Consider the following 18,042-nt stretch of genomic DNA (forward strand, 5'->3'; position numbering starts at 1 on the left):
GTTGCTGTAGGGTCGTGTCCGCGACGGCGTTCATGCCGCGCAAATGACTTGTGCCGCGTGTAGCAGACATGGCCGATAAGGCCAAATCCGATATTCTGACGCGTATTATCAGGGTTTCTTATCAGCCGGTCTCGCGCGCCATCTCGGCCCGGATCGATTCCGCGATCATGCGCGGGGCCTCGGGGTCCAGCCCGATCGGGTCCAGGCGGGGGCCGTCGAAACCGGCCTCGTCCAGCGCCTGAGGCAAGTCCTCCAGCACATGTTCGGCGCGGAGCGCGAAGAATGGCAGGCTTATCGCGTGGGTCAGGCCGCGCGCGGCATCGGCGATGAAGGGCTCCTGTTCGACGAAGCCGGTCACCACCCGGGCGAAATACGGCTGCAGGCGTTCGGCCAGCGCGGTCGTGATCGTGTAGCTGGCCTGCGAGCGCTGCGAGCCATGCGCGGTCAGCAGCAGCGTCGTTTCGTCCGGGCGCCAGCCCTGTTCGGCTGCCGCCTTGTGGGCGCGTGCGACGATCAGCGCCTCAAGGCCCGGATCGGCGCCGAAGGGCCGGGTGATATGCGCCCCCGGCGCGCCCGCCTCGGTCAGGCGGCGGGGCAGTTCGATCCCGGTGAACCAGCCCTCGGCCATGAACATCGGATAGATGATGCTGTTCGAGGTCGCGGCGGCGGCCAATGCGCCCGGCATGGCCAGCGTCGCGCCGCGCACCGTGACGCCGGGCAGGTGGGCCGCGACGCGGGCGGCCAGATCCTCGATCGCCTGCTGCTGGGGGCCGGGATCGCCGGGCTGCCCATGCGAGACGATCACCGCCGCGTCGATCCGCCTTTGCGCGCTGTCATCGGCGAAAAAGGGGGCGAAGGCCTCGGGGATGTCGAACTCGGCCAAGGCGCGCGCGCGTGCCTCGGGCGACATCTTGCGGGCGGTCTTTTCGATGATGCGCGGCAGCTTGTGGTCGGGCTGGGTGGGGGCGAAATCGCCCAGATACCAGCGGATGAAGGTGAAGCAGATCACGTCCTCGAGCGCCTGCACCTCGGGGTCGCGCTTGAGGCCCTGTTTCGTCAGCAGCTTGCGCGCCTGCGCGATGTCGTCATCGCTGTAGCCCGCGTCCTGCATCAGCCCGGCCACGCGGTCGGCATGGCGGCGGCCTTGTTCCTGGCGCCATTGCAGATAGCCGGGGCGGCCTTCGGGATAGGCGCTGCGGGGCAGGGTCCAGCGTTCGATATGCTGGCCGCGACAGGCGATCCGCAGCACGTCCGAGGCCTGCGGGAACAGGCGTTCCTGCTCGGCCGACATGCGCTGGCCGTAAAGCAGTTCGGACGGGGTGCCGTCGTCCAGATTGGGGTCCTGCGCGTTGGCCGCGTCAATGGCGGCAAGGACGGTTTCCAGCTTGGTGTTCATGCGGCTCTCCGGGCTTTGCGGCAGTCTGGCAAGGGCCGCGACCCGTGGCAAGGCGTGTCACGGCAACGCAAAGAGGCGCGGCAGATCGGTCTGCCCGTCCAGCAGGGCGCGCGCGGCCAGATCCGCGATCAGCGGCGCCATGCCGAAGCCGATCTTGAAGCCGCCATTGGCGATCAGATGACCGGGCCGACCGGGCCACGGCGCCAGGACGGGCGCGCGGCTTTGCGCGCGCGGGCGCAGCCCGGCCCATGTCTCGATCACCGGAGCCTCGTTCAGGGCAGGGCAGATCGCGTGGGCGCGCTGGATCAGCGCCAGAACCTGATCGTCGGGGCGGTCGTGGTCATAGCTGTTCTCCGAGGTCGAGCCGATCGCCGTCGTGCCATCCGCATGAGGCACGATATGCAACCCGTCGGCAAAGACCTGCGGGCTGTGTGGCGCGGCAAAGTCCAGCAGCGCTGACTGCCCCTTGACCCCCTGCCCGACCTTGCGCCCCAGATCCTCGTTCAGCCGCAGAAGTCCGGGCGTGCCGCAGGCCCACAGCGCCGGGCCCTCGATCAGGTCGGGATCGGCGCGGTGGCCTTCGATGATCCGCGCCCCAAGCGCGTCCAGCGCCCCTGCCAGCGCCGCGCAGGCCGCGCGGGGCGACAGCCGCGCCGTCAGCCCGTCGCGCAGCCACAGGCCCGACGGGCTGTCGGGGACCAGCGCGCTTTCTGGACGGTCGGTCAGGGACATGCCGCAATCGGCGGGCCAGCGCAGCCGTGCCGCCTCGATGCGGGCGGCCAACCTGTCGGCCGTGGCCGCGTCGGGCACGGGTTGCAGCCGCCCCAGCCGGGCATAGCCCGGATCGCGCCCCGACACATGCGCGACATCGGCCCAGAAGTCCCGCGCCGCCAGCAGGCTGGCCAGTTGCAGGGCCTTCTTGTCGTTCCAGTTCTCGGGTGCATGGGGGGCCAGTGCACCAACATGCCCGCCCGATGACCCCGCGCCGACCTGCCGTTCCTCGATCACGGTGACGCGCGCGCCCCGCCGCGCCAGCGCAAAGGCCGAGGCCAGCCCGAACACGCCCGCGCCGATGACGGTGATCCTGGGGGGACTTGTCAAGCCGACGCTCCTTCGCTTAGCAGCCTCTCATGGTGCCGATACAGGATCAGCCGCAGGAAGACGAGCCGTTGCTGGAATGGCGCGAGGGCGGCGTGCCGGTCTCGACGCGCTTTGACGACCCCTATTTCAGCCTGGCCGGAGGGCTTGCCGAAACGCGGCACGTGTTTCTGGACGGCAATGACCTGCCCGCAAGGCTTCGCCCCGGCTTCCATGTCGCGGAACTGGGCTTCGGCACGGGGCTGAATTGTCTTGCGCTGGCGGCGCTGAGCCCGGTGCCGGTCCGCATGACCAGTTTCGAAGCCTACCCGATGAGCGTTGCCCAGATGGAGCGCGCCCATGCCGCCTTTCCCGAACTGGCGCCTCTGGCCGAGGCCCTGCGGCAAGGCTGGGGTCAGGCGCGGATCGCAGTGGGGCGCGTCGATCTGACGCTGGTGATCGGTGATGTGGGCCAGACCTTGCCCGCCTGGCAGGATCGCGCGGATGCGTGGTTCCTTGACGGCTTCTCGCCCGCCCGCAACCCCGAGATGTGGTCGGGTGACGTGATGGCCGAGGTCGGTCGCCACACCGCGCCGGGCGGCAGTTTCGCGACCTACACCGCCGCAGGCCATGTGCGCCGCGCGCTGGAAGCGGCGGGCTTCCAGGTCCAGCGCCGCCCCGGCTTCGGCCGCAAGCGTCACATGAGCACCGGCCGTCTGATCCCCTCCTGAGGCAGGTGCGCCTGATCGGGGCGCAGCCCCGGCGGGCGGGGCGCCCCTCGATGGGGCGGCCCGGCCGCGCCACCGCCCCCGGCAAGGTCCGGCGGCTTGATCGGCGGCGCGCGCTCTGCTCTGATGGCGCCATGGGGCGTAGGCATCATCAGGACAACGACGATGACAGCGAGGCTGGCCCGGATCCCCTCTGCCCGCTCTGCCTGCGCCCGATCCCGCCCGACGTGCCGCAAAGCCGTCATCACCTGATCCCAAGCTGCGCGGCGGCAAGGGCGGGCCGACCGTGCTTTTGCACCACATCTGCCACAAGACCATCCACAAGACCCTGCGCGAGACCGAACTTGCCCGCCATTATAACAATGTCGAGGCGCTGCGCGCGCATCCGGAACTGGCGCGATTCTGGGCATGGATCGCCAAAAGACCGCCCGGATTCGGGGGCCGCACGCGCTGAGGCATCTTGTCCTTTGGCCACAGGGCGATTCGGGTGCATCCTGTCCTCTCAACCGGAGAAGGAGACGACCATGACCCGCCCGATCCTGACCGCCATCACCCTTGCCGTGCTGGCCGCGCCTGCGGCATTGGCCCAAAGCGCCGAAACTCCCACCCCCGCGCCCGCCGTGATCCAGACGCCGCAGCCCGCCGAGGACGGCAAGCCCGCCGTCATCCCCGCGGGCAAGTCCGGCTGCGGCATGGAACGGCGCGTGATGTCCTGACCTGTCGCCGTTTCAGCCCAAGGGGCCGGGGCGGCGTTCCTCGGACAGCATCACGTTCGCCTCGACCTGCCCGACGCCGGGCAGCGTCATGATGCGCCGCCGCAGGATGCGCTCGAAGTCGCTGATGTCGCGGGCGGTGATCCGCAGGCGGTAATCGAACTGGCCCAGAACATGCTGGACCAACTGCACCTCGGGGATGGCGGTCACGGCGCGTTCGAAATCCTCTAGGCTCGTGCGGCCCTTCGCGGCCAGCTTGATCCCCAGAAAGACCGTCACCCCGAAGCCAAGCGCCGCCGGGTCCAGCACCACGCGCCGCCCTGCGATAACGCCCTGATCGGTCAGCCGCTTGACGCGCCGCCATGCTGCGGGCTGCCCGATGCCCACCGCGCGGCCCAGATCGGCGGCGCTGCGGCTCGCGTCTTCGGCCAGAAGGCGCAGCAGCGCCAGATCGGTCGCGTCGAGGTCGGTCACAGCGACAATTCCTCGCTGTCCTTGATCGTGGCGACCAGCATCAGCGCGTCCAGTTCCGCGATATGCGGCAGGGTCAGGATACGGTCGCGATAGACCTGCTGCCAATGCGCCATGTCGCGCGCGATCACGGATGCCCGCCAATCGACGCTGCCCAGAAAGGACTGGATCTCGATCACCTCGGGCACCTCGCGCAGGGCGGCCAGAAATTCGTCGAAGGCGCGCGGGTTCGTCTTGTCCAGCGTGAAGCGCAGGCTGACCTCGACCGCCCAGCCCATCGCGCGCCAGTCGATGCGCGCCTGCACGCCCTTCAGCACGCCCGCCTCGCGCATCCGCTCCAGCCGCCGCCAGAGGCTGGCCGTCGTCACCCCGGCGCGTTCGGCGAGGGTCGCGTTGGCCGCGGTGGGATCGCCCAGAAGCTGGCGAAGTATGCGGCGATCGGTGGTGTCTGGAATGAAACTCATCATTTGGCGGATATCACGGCATGATTTTTTCGCCAAGCGGCCAAAAATCGCGCGGATTGCATGATCCCTTTCCGGTCGCCGCGCTAGAAAGGCGCCAGCAGATAGGAAGGATACCACCATGCGCGTTTACTACGACCGCGATTGCGACGTGAACCTGATCAAGGACAAGAAGGTCGCGATCCTCGGCTATGGCAGCCAGGGCCATGCCCATGCGCTGAACCTGCGCGACAGCGGCGCCAAGAACCTGGTCGTCGCCCTGCGCGAGGGCAGCCCCTCGGCCAAGAAGGCCGAGGCCGAGGGCCTCAAAGTCATGGGCATCGCCGAAGCCGCCGCGTGGTGCGACGTGATCATGTTCACCATGCCGGACGAACTTCAGGCCGAGACCTACAAGAAATACGTCCATGACAACCTGCGCGAAGGCTCGGCCATCGCCTTCGCCCACGGCCTGAACGTGCATTTCGGCCTGATCCAGCCCAAGCCGGGCGTGGACGTCATCATGATGGCACCCAAGGGCCCCGGCCACACGGTGCGCGGCGAATACACCAAGGGCGGCGGCGTGCCGTGTCTGGTTGCGGTGCATCAGGATGCCTCGGGCAAGGCGATGGATATCGGCCTGTCCTATTGCTCGGCCATCGGCGGCGGCCGCTCGGGCATCATCGAGACCAATTTCCGCGAGGAATGCGAGACCGACCTGTTCGGTGAGCAGGCCGTGCTGTGCGGCGGTCTGGTCGAGCTGATCCGCTGCGGCTTCGAGACGCTGGTCGAGGCGGGCTACGCCCCCGAGATGGCCTATTTCGAGTGCCTGCACGAGGTGAAGCTGATCGTGGACCTGATCTATGAGGGCGGCATCGCCAACATGGACTATTCGATCTCGAACACGGCGGAATACGGCCAGTACGTCACCGGCCCGCGCATCCTGCCCTACGAAGAGACCAAGGCCCGCATGAAGGCCGTGCTGACCGACATCCAGCAGGGCAAGTTCGTCCGCGACTTCATGCTGGAGAACGCCGTCGGCCAGCCGACGCTGAAAGCCTCGCGCCGCGCCAATGACGAACATCAGATCGAACAGGTCGGTGCCAAGCTGCGCGAGATGATGCCCTGGATCAGCAAGGGCAAGATGGTCGACAAGGCCCGCAACTGAGCCTTTCGCCAGACAAGAGGAATGCCGGGGTCGACGCCCCGGCATTTTGCATTCCGGGGCGTTTGGTTCAGGGCTTGTCGGTCAGCGCGCGGAAGCGCCGCAGGCGGTTTCGGTCCAGCACGGTGATGCTGCCGCGCGCCAGCCGCAGGATGCCTTCGTCGCGCAATTGCGCCAGCGTCCGGTTCACCGTCTGGCGCGAGCAGCCGCTGAAGGTCGCAAGGTCGGACTGGCTGATATCGGTGCGCGGCGCGTCGGGCGTGGTGAAGCGCAGGATGTGGCTGCGGATGCGATCCTCGGACGAATAGAACAGCGCCGTCAGGTGCAGGCTGTTGTCGCGGCTCAGCCGGTCATGCAGCACGCCCGACAGGTTCTGCAGCAGCCGCTCTGCCGGGACGTGGGCGCGCAGCAGGGCCGAATCGAAGCGCGCCAGCGTCGAGCCGCCCCGCGCCCTTGCGCTGGCCACGCAGGATCGGCGGCTGAGCAGCTCGACTTCGCCCACGACCTCTCCGGCCTGGGCAAGATGGGCCAGAAGGCAATTCCCGCTTTCGTCCATCACCGAAATCTCGACCGCGCCGCCGATCACCAGATAGGCGTGATCCAGGGCGTCCCCCTGGGTGATGATCTGGCGCGCGGTGGCATGGTGCGTGGTCTCGCAGCGCGACAGAAAGCTGTGCATCGTCGGAACGTCGATCCCCGCCAGCAGGGCGGCGGGATGGTTGCGCATGATCCGCACCAGGCTTGCGGCCAGGTGCAGGCCAGGCCCGGTCACGCCGGCATTCGTCGCGGCGTCAAAGCCGTTCTGTTCCGCTGTGGTTGCGCGCACGAAGCTTCCCTGCACCCGATCCAAAGGCTGTTTCGTTGTTCAGTAGAGAACCAGCCTTCTGGTCGATGCAAGGGGACAAGTGCCTAAGCTCGGAACAATCAAGGCGCTAAAATGGAACCATTTACATGCGCACGGCGCCGTTGATTGCCTCTTTCGTATAGCGAATGTTTACGAACGGAATGTCGGCTCGGCGACATTGGCGGTCGATTTTCTGACGTCACAATGCATTGCGGGGCATCGGAAGTGCGCCGCGATTATAGGGCGTCCAATCGTCGATCTCGGGGTAGAATCGCTTGCGCCATGCCCGCACGCGCGGGTTCATCCGCCGCCGCCAGAGGGGCGGCACCATCGCCACGAAGGTCATCGCGGGATAGCCCATTGGCAATTGCGGGGCCTCGTCCTCGGAATAGGTCTGCAGCAGCGGAAAGCGGCGGTCGGGCTTGTAGTGGTGGTCCGAATGGCGTTGCAGGTTGATCAGCAGCCAGTTCGTCGCGGTGTGGCTGGCATTCCAGCTGTGGCGGGGGCGCACGGGTTCATAGCGGCCCTCGCCCAGATGCTTGCGGGTCAGGCCGTAATGTTCGACGTAATTGGTCAGCTCAAGCTGCCAGACCGCGACGAAGGCCTGGAACGCGAAGAGCCCAAGCCCCGCCCAGCCGCCAAGCGCCAGCGCAAGGGCCAGCATCGCCGCCTGCAAGGCCGCGTAGCGCCAGAAGGGGTTGCGCCTGTCCCACCTGCTGCGGCCCGCGCGCGCCAGAAAGCGCGTCTCGGCCTGCCATGCGCTGCGAGGCCCCTCGGTCAGCACCCGCCAGAAGAAGCGGTAGAACCCCTCGTTATAGCGGGCCGAGACCGCGTCGCGCGGGGTCGAGACCCAGGAATGATGCACCAGCAGATGTTCCGTGCGGAAATGCGAATACAGAACCGAGGCCAGCAGCAGATCGCCCAGCCAGCGTTCCAGCGGCGTCTTCTGGTGCAGAAGCTCGTGCGCATAGACGATGCCGATGCTGCCCGACAGGACGCCGATCCCGAAGAACAGGCCCAGCTTTTCACCCCCCGACAGGTGGCCTGTCGCCTGCACATACCAGATCGAGCCGAAGATCGCCGCGAATTGCAGCGGGAACCAGATGATCGTGATGGCGCGGTGCCAGAACAGCCGGTCGGTGGTGGTCTCGGGGTCGGGGTTTTCCTCGTTCAGGCCCAGGACGCCGTCCAGAGCGGTGGTCACATACCAGGCATAGCCCGGCAGCAGCATCCACCACAGACCGCCCTGCGTGGCGGCGACGACGACCAGCGGGATCATCACGATCGACAGCCAGAAGGGCGCTGCGGCGGGCAGGCGGCCGGAAACGGGGGACGGGCTTGCGGTCATCGGATCACCCCTGACGGGTTGCAGGCGCGGCGATGCTAGCCCCGGATCGCGGGAAGCGCCATATCCCAGACCTTTCGCATCAGGCCGGGCAGGGCCTCGCGGTCGATCTGTCGCAGCGGCACCAGTTCCCCGCGCGTCGGGTTGCCCGCCAGATCGCCCAGACGCACGCTCAGATCCAGCGAAAAATGGGTGAAGACATGCCGCACCGCGCCCAGATCGCGCCATTCCGCCGGGCCGGGCGGCGGCAGGTCGCGCCCGTCCCACCCGGCCGAGGGGAAGGCCAGCGTCCCGCCCAGAAGCCCCTTGGCGGGACGATGCTCCAGCAGGACCGAATCGCCCTGACGCGCGACCCAGACAAGGCCCGTGCGTTCGGGCTTGGGCGTCTTGGGCGCCTTGCGCGGCAGGTCCGCCGCGATGCCCTGCGCGCGGGCCTCGCAGACGGCGAGCAATGGGCAGATCCCGCAGGCGGGGCTGCGCGGGGTGCAGATCGTCGCGCCAAGGTCCATCATCGCCTGCGCGTAATCGCCGGGCCGGTCCTGAGGGGTCAGGGTGGCGGCCAGGGCGGTCAGTTGCGCCTTGGCCTCGGGCAGGGGTTGCTGGACGGCGAAAAGCCGGGCGACGACGCGTTCGACATTGCCGTCCACAACCGTTTCGGGGTGCTGATAGGCGATGGCCGCGATCGCGGCCGAGGTATAGGCGCCGATGCCGGGCAGGGCCTGCAACCCCGCGCGGGTCGTCGGAAAGCCCCCCTCCGCCGCCACCTGCCGCGCGCAGGCCAGCAGGTTGCGCGCCCTTGCGTAATAGCCAAGCCCCGCCCACTCGGCCATGACCGCCGCGTCATCCGCCGCCGCCAGCGCCTGCACATCCGGCCAGAGCGTGGTGAAGCGCCTGAAGTAATCGCGCACCGCAGCGACCGTCGTCTGTTGCAGCATCACCTCGGACAGCCAGACGGGATAGGGGTCGGTCGTGCCGCCTCCGGGTGGCTGGCGCCAGGGCAGGACGCGGGCATGGCGGTCATACCAGGCCAGCAGATCGGGGGCGATCACCTTGCTGTCACGCAATTATGTGGCCTTGTGGCATAGGGCGCGCTTTCATCCGGGCGATGGGCTGGCTAAGTTCGGCCTCGTGATAGCAGCCAAGGCCACGATGTCCCAGACCCCGCCTGATCCGACCCGACCGACAGGACGTCGCGGCAAGGGCTTTCGCCCCGCCGCCAGCCTGCTGGCCGCGCGCGTGCAGAAGGCGGCCGAGGGGCGGGGTTTTGCCGTATCACGCCTGCTGACCCACTGGCCCGAGATCGTGGGCGCCGATCTGGCCGCCGTGACGCGGCCCGTGCGCATCAGCCACGGGCGCGGGGCCTTCGGCGCGACGCTGACCCTGCTGACCACGGGCCCGATGGCGCCCATGGTCGAGATGCGCCTGCCCGAGCTGCGCGACAAGGTGAATGCCTGCTACGGCTACAACGCGATCCAGCGCGTCACGCTGACCCAGACCGCCGCGCAGGGCTTTGCCGAGGGGCAGGCCAGCTTTGCCCACCGCCCCAAGGCCGCGCCTCTGCCCGACCCGGCGATGCGGACAAAGGCCGCCGAGATCGCCGCCCAATTCACCGATCCGACCCTGGCCGAGGCGATGGCGCGACTGGCGCTGAACGTCTCGGGCCGCAACAAGACCAAGACCCTGAAAGGATAATTCATGTTCCTTCGCCATCTTGCGGCCCCTGCCGCCACCGCGATCACCCTTGCCCTTGCCGCCCCCGCGCTGGCCCAGGACGCCCCCGAGACCCTGCCCGACATCGCGCTTGGCGCCGAGAACGCGCCGCTGACCGTGATCGAATATGCCAGCTTCACCTGCGGGCATTGCGCGAACTTCCACAACAACGTCTTTCCCGAACTGAAGGCCGAGTTCATCGATACGGGCCAGGTCCGTTTCGTGCAGCGCGATGTCTATTTCGATCAGGTCGGCCTCTGGGCGGGCATTCTGGCGCGCTGCGGCGGCGATGACCGCTATTACGCCATCTCGCACATGTTGTTCGAGGATCAGGCATCCTGGGCGCAGGGCGGCTCGGGCGACGAGGTCGCGGCAGGGCTGCGCCGCATCGGCCTCAAGGCCGGGCTCAGCGACGACCAGATGACCGCCTGCTGGGACGACACCGCCAAGGTCGAGCAGCTTGTCGCGACCTTCCAGGCCAATGCCACCGCCGACGGGATCGAGGCGACCCCGACCTTCATCATCGGCGGCGAGAAGGTGCCGAACCAGTCCTGGGACAGCATGCGTTCGCTGATCCAGACCAAGCTGGAAGACGCGGCGCCCGCCGAATGACGCCTCTGGCCGGTATCCGCGTCGTCGAACTGGCGCGGATCCTCGCCGGGCCCTGGGCCGGTCAGATCCTGGCCGATCTGGGGGCCGAGGTGATCAAGGTGGAAGCCCCCGAAGGCGATGACACGCGCCGTTGGGGGCCGCCCTTCATCGACCACAAGGGGCAGCGCAGCGCGGCCTATTTCCACGCGGCGAACCGGGGCAAGGCCTCGGTCATCGCCGATTTCCGCACCCCCGAGGGGCAGGCCCGCGTCCGCGATCTGGTCCGCGACGCCGATGTGGTGATCGAGAATTTCAAGGTCGGCGGGCTTGCGAAATACGGGCTGGATTATCCCGCCCTGTCGGCGCTGAACCCGCGCCTGATCTATTGCAGCGTGACGGGTTTCGGCCAGACCGGCCCCTACGCGCACCGGGCGGGCTACGACTACATCATTCAGGGCATGTCCGGCTTGATGAGCGTGACGGGCGATCCCTCGACCCAGCCGCAAAAGGTCGGCGTGGCCGTCACCGATCTGTTCACCGGCGTATATGCCGCGACCGGCATTCTGGCCGCGCTGCATCAGCGGGGGCGGACCGGGCGCGGGCAGCATATCGACATGGCGCTGCTGGATGTGGCCGTCTCGGTCATGGCCAATCAGGCGATGAACTATCTGGCCAGTGGCACGCCACCCGCGCGGATGGGGAACGCGCATCCGAACCTTGTGCCCTATGCGGTCTTCGATTGCGCGGATGGCTGGATCATCATTGCGACCGGCAATGACGCGCAGTTCCGCAGGCTCTGCACCGTGCTTGGCCTGCCCGCCCTGGCCGGGGCGCCCGATTACGCGACCAATGCGCTGCGGATCACCCATCGCGAGGCGCTGACCGCCAGCCTGACCGCCGTCACGCGGGGCTGGCGGCGCGATGACCTGCTGGCCGCGTTGGAGGCCGAGGGCGTTCCCGCCGGGCCGATCAACGACATGGCCGATGTTTTCGCCGATCCGCAGGTGATCGCGCGCGGCCTCAGGATCGACCCCGAAGGCGTGCCGGGCGTCCGCCTGCCGATCACGTTCTCGGACGCGGCGCTGGATCTGGGCCGCGCCTCGCCCGCGTTGGGCCAAGACGACCCGGACAGCGCGAGCGATTGATTTCGCGCGATTTCCGGTCCACCCTGCGCCTGCGGCGGGACGCCGCGGGTAAATGGGGCACACCATCATGTTCAAGGAATTCCGCACCTTCATCGCGCGCGGCAACGTCGTCGATCTGGCCGTCGGCATCATCATCGGCGCGGCCTTCACCGCCATCGTCAATTCGCTCGTGGGTGACCTGATCAACCCGATCATCGGGCTCTTGACGGGCGGTATCGACTTTACCAACCAGTATCTTGTGCTGTCCGGCACCGTCCCCGATGGCGCCAGCCTCGAGGCCGCGCGCAATTCCGGCGCGGCGGTCTTTGCCTATGGCGCCTTTCTGATGGCGGTGCTGAATTTCCTGATCATCGCCTGGGCGGTGTTCCTGCTGGTCAAGGCCGTGAACCGCGTGCAGGCCGTTGCCGTCAAAAAAGAGGAAGCCGCCGAGCCCGCCCCCGCCGGCCCCAGCCAAGAGGAACTGCTGGCCCAGATCCGCGACCTGCTGGCCGACCGCGCCAGCCGTATCTGATCGCGCGACCGCGCCGGGGCCGGCCGGCGTGCCGGCCCCGGCGCCCTTGCCGTCAGAGACCCAGCAGCGCCTCGGGCGTGATGGCGTCAATGCCAAGCGCCTCGCCCACCGGGATCGAGGTCAGCTGCCCCTCATGGGTGGACAGGCCTGCGCGCAGGTGCGGGTCATCCGTCACAGCCTGCCGCCAGCCCTTGTCGGCCAGCGCCAGCAGATGCGGCATCGTCACGTTGCCAAGCGCCTGCGTCGAAGTGCGGGCCACCGCGCCGGGCATGTTGGCCACGCAGTAATGGATGATGCCGTCCACCTCGTAGATCGGGTCCTGATGCGTGGTCGCGCGCGAGGTCTCGAAGCAGCCGCCCTGATCAATGGCCACATCCACCAGAACCGCGCCCTGAGGCATGGTCGCCAGCTGCTCGCGCGTGACCAGCTTGGGCGCGGCAGCGCCCGGGATCAGCACGGCGCCGATGACCATGTCCGCGCGGGTGATCGCCTCTGCCGTCGCGGGGCCGCTGGCAAACTGGGTGGTCAGCTTGCCCATGAAAATGTCGTCCAGATAGGACAGTCGCGGCACAGACCGGTCCATGACCGTCACATTCGCGCCCATCCCGACCGCCACCCGCGCCGCCGCCGCGCCCACGACGCCGCCGCCGATGATCACCACATTGGCGGGCCGGACGCCCGGCACCCCGCCCAGAAGCACGCCGCGCCCGCCATTGGCCTTTTGCAGCGCCCAAGACCCCACCTGAGGCGCCAGACGCCCCGCCACCTCGGACATCGGCGCCAGCAAAGGCAGGCCGCCCCGCGCATCGGTCACGGTCTCGTATGCGATGGCGGTGACGCCGCTTTTCAGCAGGTCGCGGGTCTGCGGCTCGTCGGGGGCCAGATGCAGATAGGTGAACAGGATCTGACCCTTGCGCAGCATCGCGCGCTCGGCCGCCTGCGGTTCCTTGACCTTGATGACCAGATCCGCCTGGGCAAAGACGCTGGCCGCGTCGGGCGCAATCTGCGCGCCTGCCTTGGTGTAATCCTCATCCTCGAATCCCGCGCCAAGCCCCGCGCCGGTCTCGACCAGCACCTGATGGCCGCGCCCCACGGCCTCGGCCGCGGCGGCGGGGGTTAGGCCCACGCGGAATTCCTGCGGCTTGATTTCCTTCGGACAGCCGATCTTCATGATTTTCCTCCCTGTTTTTTCTCATGGTGCCAGCATGAACGCGCAAGGTGCTGCGAAGATGCACCGCCCTCGCCCGGCAGGATGCAAGATCCTTCTGGCACGGCGCCGCATTATCGAAGAAACTGCGCCCATGGCCGAACTCGACGCAATAGACCGCCGAATCCTGTCCCTGCTTCAGAAAGAGGGGCGAATCAGCAATGCCGAACTGGCGCTGCGGGTGCATCTGTCGCCCTCGGCCTGCCACCGCCGCGTGCAGCGGCTCGAGGAATCGGGCGTGATCTCGGCCTATGTGGCGCTGCTGGATGCCCGCGCGCTGCGTCGCCAGACCACCGTTTTCGTGGAAATCACCCTGTCAGGCCAGGCCGACGAGGTGCTGGAGGCGTTCGAGCGCGGCGTGGCCCAGATCCCCGACGTGCTGGAATGTCACCTGATGGCGGGGACGGCGGATTACCTGCTCAAGATCGTGGTCGAGGATACCGACGATTTCGCGCGCATCCACCGTCAGCATCTGGCGCGCCTGCCCGGCGTGGCGCAGATGCATTCCAGTTTCGCGCTGCGGACGGTGTTCCGCACGACCGCGATTCCGGTATAAAGCCGTCCAACGGCTTGCCCACAAAAGAAAACCCCCGCGACACGGCGTCGCGGGGGTTTTCGGATGACACAAGATCGCGTCGTCTTACAGCGCGCCTTCGCGCTGTGCCTTTTTACGGGCCAGCTTGCGGGCGCGGCGAACGGCCTCGGCCTTTTCACGGGCTTTCTTGACCGACGGCTTCTCGAAATGCTGCTTGAGCTTCATTTCGCGGAAGACACCTTCGCGCTGAAGTTTCTTCTTCAGAGCACGAAGCGCCTGTTCGACGTTGTTGTCGCGAACATTGACCTGCATGTGGTTGTCACCACCTTCCTAGGTTAGAGTTGATAGATTGCAGGAAGCGCCCCGTTATCACCGGCGGGGTCAATTGTCCAGAGACGAGGCAGGCCATGACACAGACCGACCGGGATGCGCTGATCGATGCGGCGCTGATCCATGTGCCCTTCGAGGGGATGAACCGCGAGGCCATCGAGGCAGGGGCGCGCGATATCGGGATGGACCCGGCGCTGATCGCGGTGCATCTGCCGCGCGGCGGCGCCGATCTGGCGGCGGCCTATCACCGGCGCGGCGACGATGCCCTGCGCCGCGCCCTGTCGCAGACCCCGCCCGAAGGCCGCTTCCGCGACCGTGTGGCGCAGGCGGTCTGGCGGCGGCTGGAACTGGCCGACCCCGAACTGGTGCGCGCGGGCGCGACGGTTCTGGCGCTGCCGCAAAACAGCGCGCTGGCCGCGCGGCTGGTCTGGGAAAGCGCCGATGTCATCTGGACGGGGCTGGGCGATCCCTCGGATGACCTGAACTGGTATTCCAAGCGGGTGATCCTGTCGGGCGTCATCTCGGCCAGCGTGCTTTACTGGCTGGGCGACGAATCCGAAAGCCAGGCCGAGACCCACGCCTTCATCGACCGCCGGATCGACGGCGTCATGCGCTTCGAATCGGTCAAGGCGCAGCTTCGCAAGCTGCCCGGCGCCGACAGGCTGGCCAAGGCGGCCTTCGGCTGGGTCCGCGCGCCCCGACCGCGCGCGCTGCCCGGCCACGGCCGCTGAAGGGGGTGCGATGTTCCCCGACACGATGAAGGCGGTCGAGATCGCCGCCCCCGGCGCCGCCGACCAGTTGCGCCTGACCACCCGCCCGGTCCCGGTCCCCTGCCATGACCAGATCCTGATCCGGCTGGCCTATGCGGGCGTGAACCGCCCCGACGTGCTGCAACGCGCGGGCGCCTATGACCCGCCGCCCGGCGCCTCGGACCTGCCCGGCCTCGAATGCGCCGGCGAGATCGTGGGCATGGGCGCGGGCGTCACGCGCTGGCGCAAGGGCGAACAGGTCTGCGCGCTGCTGCCGGGCGGTGGCTATGCCGAATACGCGGTCTGTCATGCCGATCACGCCCTGCGGATCCCCCACGGCATGACCGCACGAGAGGCCGCCTGCCTGCCCGAAACCGCCTTCACCATCTGGTCGAACGTGGTCCAGCGCGGCCGCCTGACGGGGGGCGAACGCTTCCTTGTCCATGGCGGCTCGTCCGGCATCGGCATGATGGCCATTCAGGTCGCCCGCGCGCTTGGCGCCCGCGTCTTCGCCACCGCCGGCAGCGAGGCGAAATGCGCCGCCATCCGCGCCCTCGGCGCCACCGCCATCAACTACCGCAGCGAGGATTTCACCCGCATCCTGCGCGATGCGGGCGGGGCGAACCTGATCCTCGACATGGTGGGCGGCAGCTACATCCCGCGCAACATCAAGGCCCTCGCCCAGGATGGCCGGCTGGTGATGATCGCCTTCCTCGACGGCCCCAAGGTCGAACTGAACTTCGCTCAGATCATGGTGAACCGCCTGACCGTGACGGGCTCGACCCTGCGCCCGCAATCCGACGTGGCCAAGGCCGAACTGGCCGACGCCCTGCGCAAGCAGCTCTGGCCGATGATCGGGCAGGGCGCGGTCAGCGTCACGATCGACAGCGAGTTCCCGCTGGATCAGGCCTCCGAAGCCCATCGCCGGATGGAAAGCAGCGAACATATCGGCAAGATCGTCCTCAAGGTAGCCGACGCCACCTGACCGGGCGCCCCTGCTTTGCCTTGGTGCAAATATCCTCTGGGGGTCCGGGGGGCGAAGCGCCCCCGGCCGTCGCGGGACGCAAAGGGCGGCGCCCCCAGGCGTGGCTTCAGCGCGGCGCTTCCATGACGATCCGCGCGCGCCCGCAATCGCGCCGCACATCGGGCGCGCAGCGGCGCGGCTCCAGATCGCGGGTCAGGCAGATCCGCAATTCGGTCAGCGCGCCGTCGCGGCAGATCACCGTCACGCCGTCAGCCTCCAGCGCCGGGTTCGCCTCGAGGATCGCCTCCTCGACGACCACCGGCGGCAGGCTGAGATCGCGCGGCAGCCGGTCGAGGATCTCGGGGATCGCGATGCTGGCGGTCGCCCTGCGCGTCGCGTCGAAATAGGCGTCGGCGGACAGGTCGCTGCATCGGCCGTGTTTCTGCCATTGATGCCAGGCCAGCCCGGCCGAGCCCATCACATCGGCCATCGCGGCGGTCTCGCGCCGCGACGGGTCGCGGTGGCGGCTGCGGCAATATTCGGGCCAGCCCTCCTCGTGCTGCGGCCAGAGGCCATGCACGGTAAAGCCGCGCCCCGTGCCGGGCGCGCATTCCGGCGCGCCCCGCGCATCGCCGGTGCTTCTGCACCAGGCAGGCTGCCAGGACAGCGCCAGGACATAGTAATCGAACTGCCCCGCCACGTCGCGGGATTGCGCCGCAAAAGGCAGCGACAGGGCGGCGATCAGCGCCAGGGCAGGGGTCAGGGCATGGAACATCGCCCGAACCTATCGCGGCAAAAGCGGCTGGCAAGCGGCTTTGCGCATGAATCCTCTTTTCCCCGCAGCCTGAAAACGCTATATCCCCCGGCAATTCCCCCGACAGCCGAGGAATGGCGCCCGCCGAAAGCCGATTTCCCGGCCCAAGCCCTCCATGGTCAGGGACCACGTTGCGAAGGAGACTGACATGAGCAAGCCGCTGATGGCCAAGGCCACTGCCGTCTGGCTGGTGGACAACACCACGCTCAGCTTCAAGCAGATCGGCGATTTCTGCGGTCTGCACGAGCTTGAGGTCCAGGGCATCGCCGATGGCGATGTGGCGATGGGCGTGAAGGGCTACGACCCTGTCGCCTCGAACCAGCTTGACCCCGAAGAGATCAAGCGCGCCGAGCAAAGCCCCGCCTACAAGCTGCGGCTGAAGCACAACCCCGCCGCCGAAGGCGAGGAAAAACGCCGCGGCCCGCGCTATACGCCCCTGTCCAAGCGTCAGGACCGCCCGAACGCGATCCTGTGGCTGGTCAAGTTCCACCCGGAACTGGCGGATGCGCAGATCGCCAAGCTGGTCGGCACGACGAAGCCCACCATCACCTCGATCCGCGAGCGCACGCACTGGAACATCCATAACATGCAGCCGATCGACCCGGTCGCGCTTGGCCTGTGCCGTCAGACCGAACTGGACGCCGCCGTTCAGAAGGCCGCCAAGAAAAAGGCCGCCGAGGGTGGCGTGATGACCGATGACGAACGCCGGATGCTGGTCAGCACCGAGACCTCGCTGGCCATGTCGGACGAGCCGCGCCTGCCCAGCTCGATCGCCGGGCTGGAGAATTTCAGCCTGACCCGCGAAGAGAAGAAGCCCGAGCCCGAACTGGACGCCGACAGCTTCTTCAACTTGCCGGACAACGACGACGAGGACGACGACGAGGATGACAACGGCCGCCGCTGAGCCGCGTCACATCGAAAAAGGCCGGGCGATTGCCCGGCCTTTTGCGTTCTGGTGCCGATGCTCTCAGGCCCGGCTGCGGCCGCTGATGGCACGGACCAGCCAGATCAGGATCACCGCGCCGATCACCGCGACGATCAGCTGGCCGATGATGCCGCCAAGGGTGGCGTCGAACAGCAGCCGGAACAGCCAGTTGCCCAACAGCGCGCCGACGATGCCCAGCACGATGTTCAGCAGCAGCGTGTGGTCGCCCTTCATGATGCGCTCGGCGATCCAGCCCGCCAGCGCACCAAGAATGATCGTCATGATCCAGCCGAAACCTTCCATGTCTTTGCCCCTTCAACAGGTTGTGGGGCGCGTCACTGCGACGGCCCGTCGCAGCGTTAATGCGGCAACGGGCCGATCCGTT

General features: G+C 67.8%; 22 protein-coding genes and 1 pseudogene. 12 read left to right on the forward strand and 11 right to left on the reverse strand.

Annotation, left to right across the window (positions count from 1 at the left end; all coding sequences use genetic code 11):
* Positions 1-121: 121 nt before the first annotated feature.
* Both ACTZWU_RS02755 and ACTZWU_RS02760 read right to left on the reverse strand, forming a co-directional pair.
* The gene (locus tag ACTZWU_RS02755; RefSeq protein ID WP_444735814.1) at positions 122-1,396 is read right to left on the reverse strand and encodes a DUF4202 family protein; all 1,275 of its coding nucleotides are present in this window, start codon (positions 1,394-1,396) and stop codon (positions 122-124) included.
* 57 nt (positions 1,397-1,453) lie between these two features.
* Entirely contained in the window at positions 1,454-2,497 is a 1,044-nt protein-coding gene (locus ACTZWU_RS02760; RefSeq protein ID WP_444735815.1) for an NAD(P)/FAD-dependent oxidoreductase, read from the reverse strand.
* 29 nt (positions 2,498-2,526) lie between these two features.
* On the opposite strand from ACTZWU_RS02760, the gene mnmD reads away from it, so the two are divergent.
* The 3 genes and pseudogenes from mnmD to ACTZWU_RS02775 all read left to right on the forward strand — a co-directional run bounded on the left by mnmD (position 2,527) and on the right by ACTZWU_RS02775 (position 3,917).
* A complete protein-coding gene (gene mnmD / locus ACTZWU_RS02765; RefSeq protein ID WP_444735816.1) occupies positions 2,527-3,204 on the forward strand; it encodes a tRNA (5-methylaminomethyl-2-thiouridine)(34)-methyltransferase MnmD in 678 nt (225 codons plus the stop codon).
* Positions 3,205-3,335: 131 nt separating this feature from the next.
* Positions 3,336-3,655: pseudogene (locus tag ACTZWU_RS02770) on the forward strand (HNH endonuclease).
* Between the two features lie 70 nt (positions 3,656-3,725).
* Positions 3,726-3,917, forward strand: coding sequence for a hypothetical protein (locus ACTZWU_RS02775; RefSeq protein WP_444735817.1), 192 nt, complete (start codon positions 3,726-3,728; stop codon positions 3,915-3,917).
* A 12-nt stretch (positions 3,918-3,929) separates the two neighbouring features.
* Here the strand turns inward: ACTZWU_RS02775 and ACTZWU_RS02780 are convergent, their stop codons facing one another.
* Both ACTZWU_RS02780 and ACTZWU_RS02785 read right to left on the reverse strand, forming a co-directional pair.
* Positions 3,930-4,388, reverse strand: a complete 459-nt coding sequence (locus tag ACTZWU_RS02780) for an Lrp/AsnC family transcriptional regulator (protein WP_444735818.1) — start codon at positions 4,386-4,388, stop codon at positions 3,930-3,932.
* Positions 4,385-4,840, reverse strand: coding sequence for an Lrp/AsnC family transcriptional regulator (locus tag ACTZWU_RS02785; protein ID WP_444735892.1), 456 nt, complete (start codon positions 4,838-4,840; stop codon positions 4,385-4,387). Before ACTZWU_RS02785 ends, ACTZWU_RS02780 begins: the two co-directional genes overlap by 4 nt.
* 127 nt (positions 4,841-4,967) lie before the next feature.
* Between ACTZWU_RS02785 and ilvC the strand changes: the two genes are divergently transcribed.
* A complete protein-coding gene (ilvC, locus tag ACTZWU_RS02790) occupies positions 4,968-5,990 on the forward strand; it encodes a ketol-acid reductoisomerase (RefSeq protein WP_444735819.1) in 1,023 nt (340 codons plus the stop codon).
* Between the two features lie 67 nt (positions 5,991-6,057).
* Here the strand turns inward: ilvC and ACTZWU_RS02795 are convergent, their stop codons facing one another.
* From ACTZWU_RS02795 to ACTZWU_RS02805, 3 genes are all read right to left on the reverse strand, one after another.
* The gene (locus ACTZWU_RS02795; RefSeq protein WP_444735820.1) at positions 6,058-6,813 is read right to left on the reverse strand and encodes a Crp/Fnr family transcriptional regulator; all 756 of its coding nucleotides are present in this window, start codon (positions 6,811-6,813) and stop codon (positions 6,058-6,060) included.
* Between the two features lie 217 nt (positions 6,814-7,030).
* On the reverse strand, positions 7,031-8,179 hold the full coding sequence (locus ACTZWU_RS02800; RefSeq protein ID WP_444735821.1) for an alkane 1-monooxygenase: 1,149 nt from the start codon (positions 8,177-8,179) through the stop codon (positions 7,031-7,033).
* Positions 8,180-8,214: 35 nt separating this feature from the next.
* A complete protein-coding gene (locus ACTZWU_RS02805; protein WP_444735822.1) occupies positions 8,215-9,240 on the reverse strand; it encodes an A/G-specific adenine glycosylase in 1,026 nt (341 codons plus the stop codon).
* Between the two features lie 85 nt (positions 9,241-9,325).
* On the opposite strand from ACTZWU_RS02805, the gene ACTZWU_RS02810 reads away from it, so the two are divergent.
* The 4 genes from ACTZWU_RS02810 (at position 9,326) to mscL (ending at position 12,133) form a co-directional block, all read left to right on the forward strand.
* Entirely contained in the window at positions 9,326-9,868 is a 543-nt protein-coding gene (locus tag ACTZWU_RS02810; RefSeq protein WP_444735823.1) for a DUF721 domain-containing protein, read from the forward strand.
* Positions 9,869-9,871: 3 nt separating this feature from the next.
* The gene (locus ACTZWU_RS02815) at positions 9,872-10,498 is read left to right on the forward strand and encodes a DsbA family protein (RefSeq protein ID WP_444735824.1); all 627 of its coding nucleotides are present in this window, start codon (positions 9,872-9,874) and stop codon (positions 10,496-10,498) included.
* Positions 10,495-11,622 (forward strand): CaiB/BaiF CoA transferase family protein, encoded by a 1,128-nt coding sequence (locus ACTZWU_RS02820; protein WP_444735825.1) that lies wholly within the window; start codon positions 10,495-10,497, stop codon positions 11,620-11,622. The genes ACTZWU_RS02815 and ACTZWU_RS02820 overlap by 4 nt, the downstream gene beginning before the upstream one ends.
* A 67-nt stretch (positions 11,623-11,689) precedes the next feature.
* Positions 11,690-12,133 carry a large conductance mechanosensitive channel protein MscL gene (gene mscL, locus ACTZWU_RS02825; protein WP_444735826.1) on the forward strand — a complete coding sequence of 148 codons (444 nt, stop codon included), beginning with the start codon at positions 11,690-11,692 and terminating at the stop codon, positions 12,131-12,133.
* A 52-nt stretch (positions 12,134-12,185) separates the two neighbouring features.
* Here the strand turns inward: mscL and ald are convergent, their stop codons facing one another.
* Complete coding sequence (gene ald, locus ACTZWU_RS02830; protein ID WP_444735827.1) at positions 12,186-13,304, reverse strand: alanine dehydrogenase; 1,119 nt, start codon at positions 13,302-13,304, stop codon at positions 12,186-12,188.
* 130 nt (positions 13,305-13,434) lie between these two features.
* Between ald and ACTZWU_RS02835 the strand changes: the two genes are divergently transcribed.
* Entirely contained in the window at positions 13,435-13,896 is a 462-nt protein-coding gene (locus ACTZWU_RS02835) for an Lrp/AsnC family transcriptional regulator (protein WP_219828823.1), read from the forward strand.
* An 84-nt stretch (positions 13,897-13,980) separates the two neighbouring features.
* Here ACTZWU_RS02835 and rpsU read toward each other — a convergent pair whose 3' ends face one another.
* Entirely contained in the window at positions 13,981-14,187 is a 207-nt protein-coding gene (gene rpsU / locus ACTZWU_RS02840; protein ID WP_081994671.1) for a 30S ribosomal protein S21, read from the reverse strand.
* Between the two features lie 95 nt (positions 14,188-14,282).
* Between rpsU and ACTZWU_RS02845 the strand changes: the two genes are divergently transcribed.
* Both ACTZWU_RS02845 and ACTZWU_RS02850 read left to right on the forward strand, forming a co-directional pair.
* On the forward strand, positions 14,283-14,936 hold the full coding sequence (locus ACTZWU_RS02845; RefSeq protein ID WP_444735828.1) for a COQ9 family protein: 654 nt from the start codon (positions 14,283-14,285) through the stop codon (positions 14,934-14,936).
* A gap of 10 nt (positions 14,937-14,946) precedes the next feature.
* Entirely contained in the window at positions 14,947-15,939 is a 993-nt protein-coding gene (locus ACTZWU_RS02850; protein WP_444735829.1) for an NAD(P)H-quinone oxidoreductase, read from the forward strand.
* 106 nt (positions 15,940-16,045) lie between these two features.
* Here the strand turns inward: ACTZWU_RS02850 and ACTZWU_RS02855 are convergent, their stop codons facing one another.
* The gene (locus ACTZWU_RS02855; protein WP_444735830.1) at positions 16,046-16,693 is read right to left on the reverse strand and encodes a ribonuclease T2 family protein; all 648 of its coding nucleotides are present in this window, start codon (positions 16,691-16,693) and stop codon (positions 16,046-16,048) included.
* A 187-nt stretch (positions 16,694-16,880) separates the two neighbouring features.
* On the opposite strand from ACTZWU_RS02855, the gene ACTZWU_RS02860 reads away from it, so the two are divergent.
* On the forward strand, positions 16,881-17,636 hold the full coding sequence (locus ACTZWU_RS02860; RefSeq protein WP_444735831.1) for a DUF1013 domain-containing protein: 756 nt from the start codon (positions 16,881-16,883) through the stop codon (positions 17,634-17,636).
* 63 nt (positions 17,637-17,699) lie between these two features.
* Here the strand turns inward: ACTZWU_RS02860 and ACTZWU_RS02865 are convergent, their stop codons facing one another.
* Entirely contained in the window at positions 17,700-17,960 is a 261-nt protein-coding gene (locus tag ACTZWU_RS02865) for a GlsB/YeaQ/YmgE family stress response membrane protein (protein WP_304616623.1), read from the reverse strand.
* Between the last annotated feature and the right edge of the window lie 82 nt (positions 17,961-18,042).

It is taken from the genome of Paracoccus sp. NSM, assembly GCF_052379855.1.
GTDB lineage: Bacteria > Pseudomonadota > Alphaproteobacteria > Rhodobacterales > Rhodobacteraceae > Paracoccus.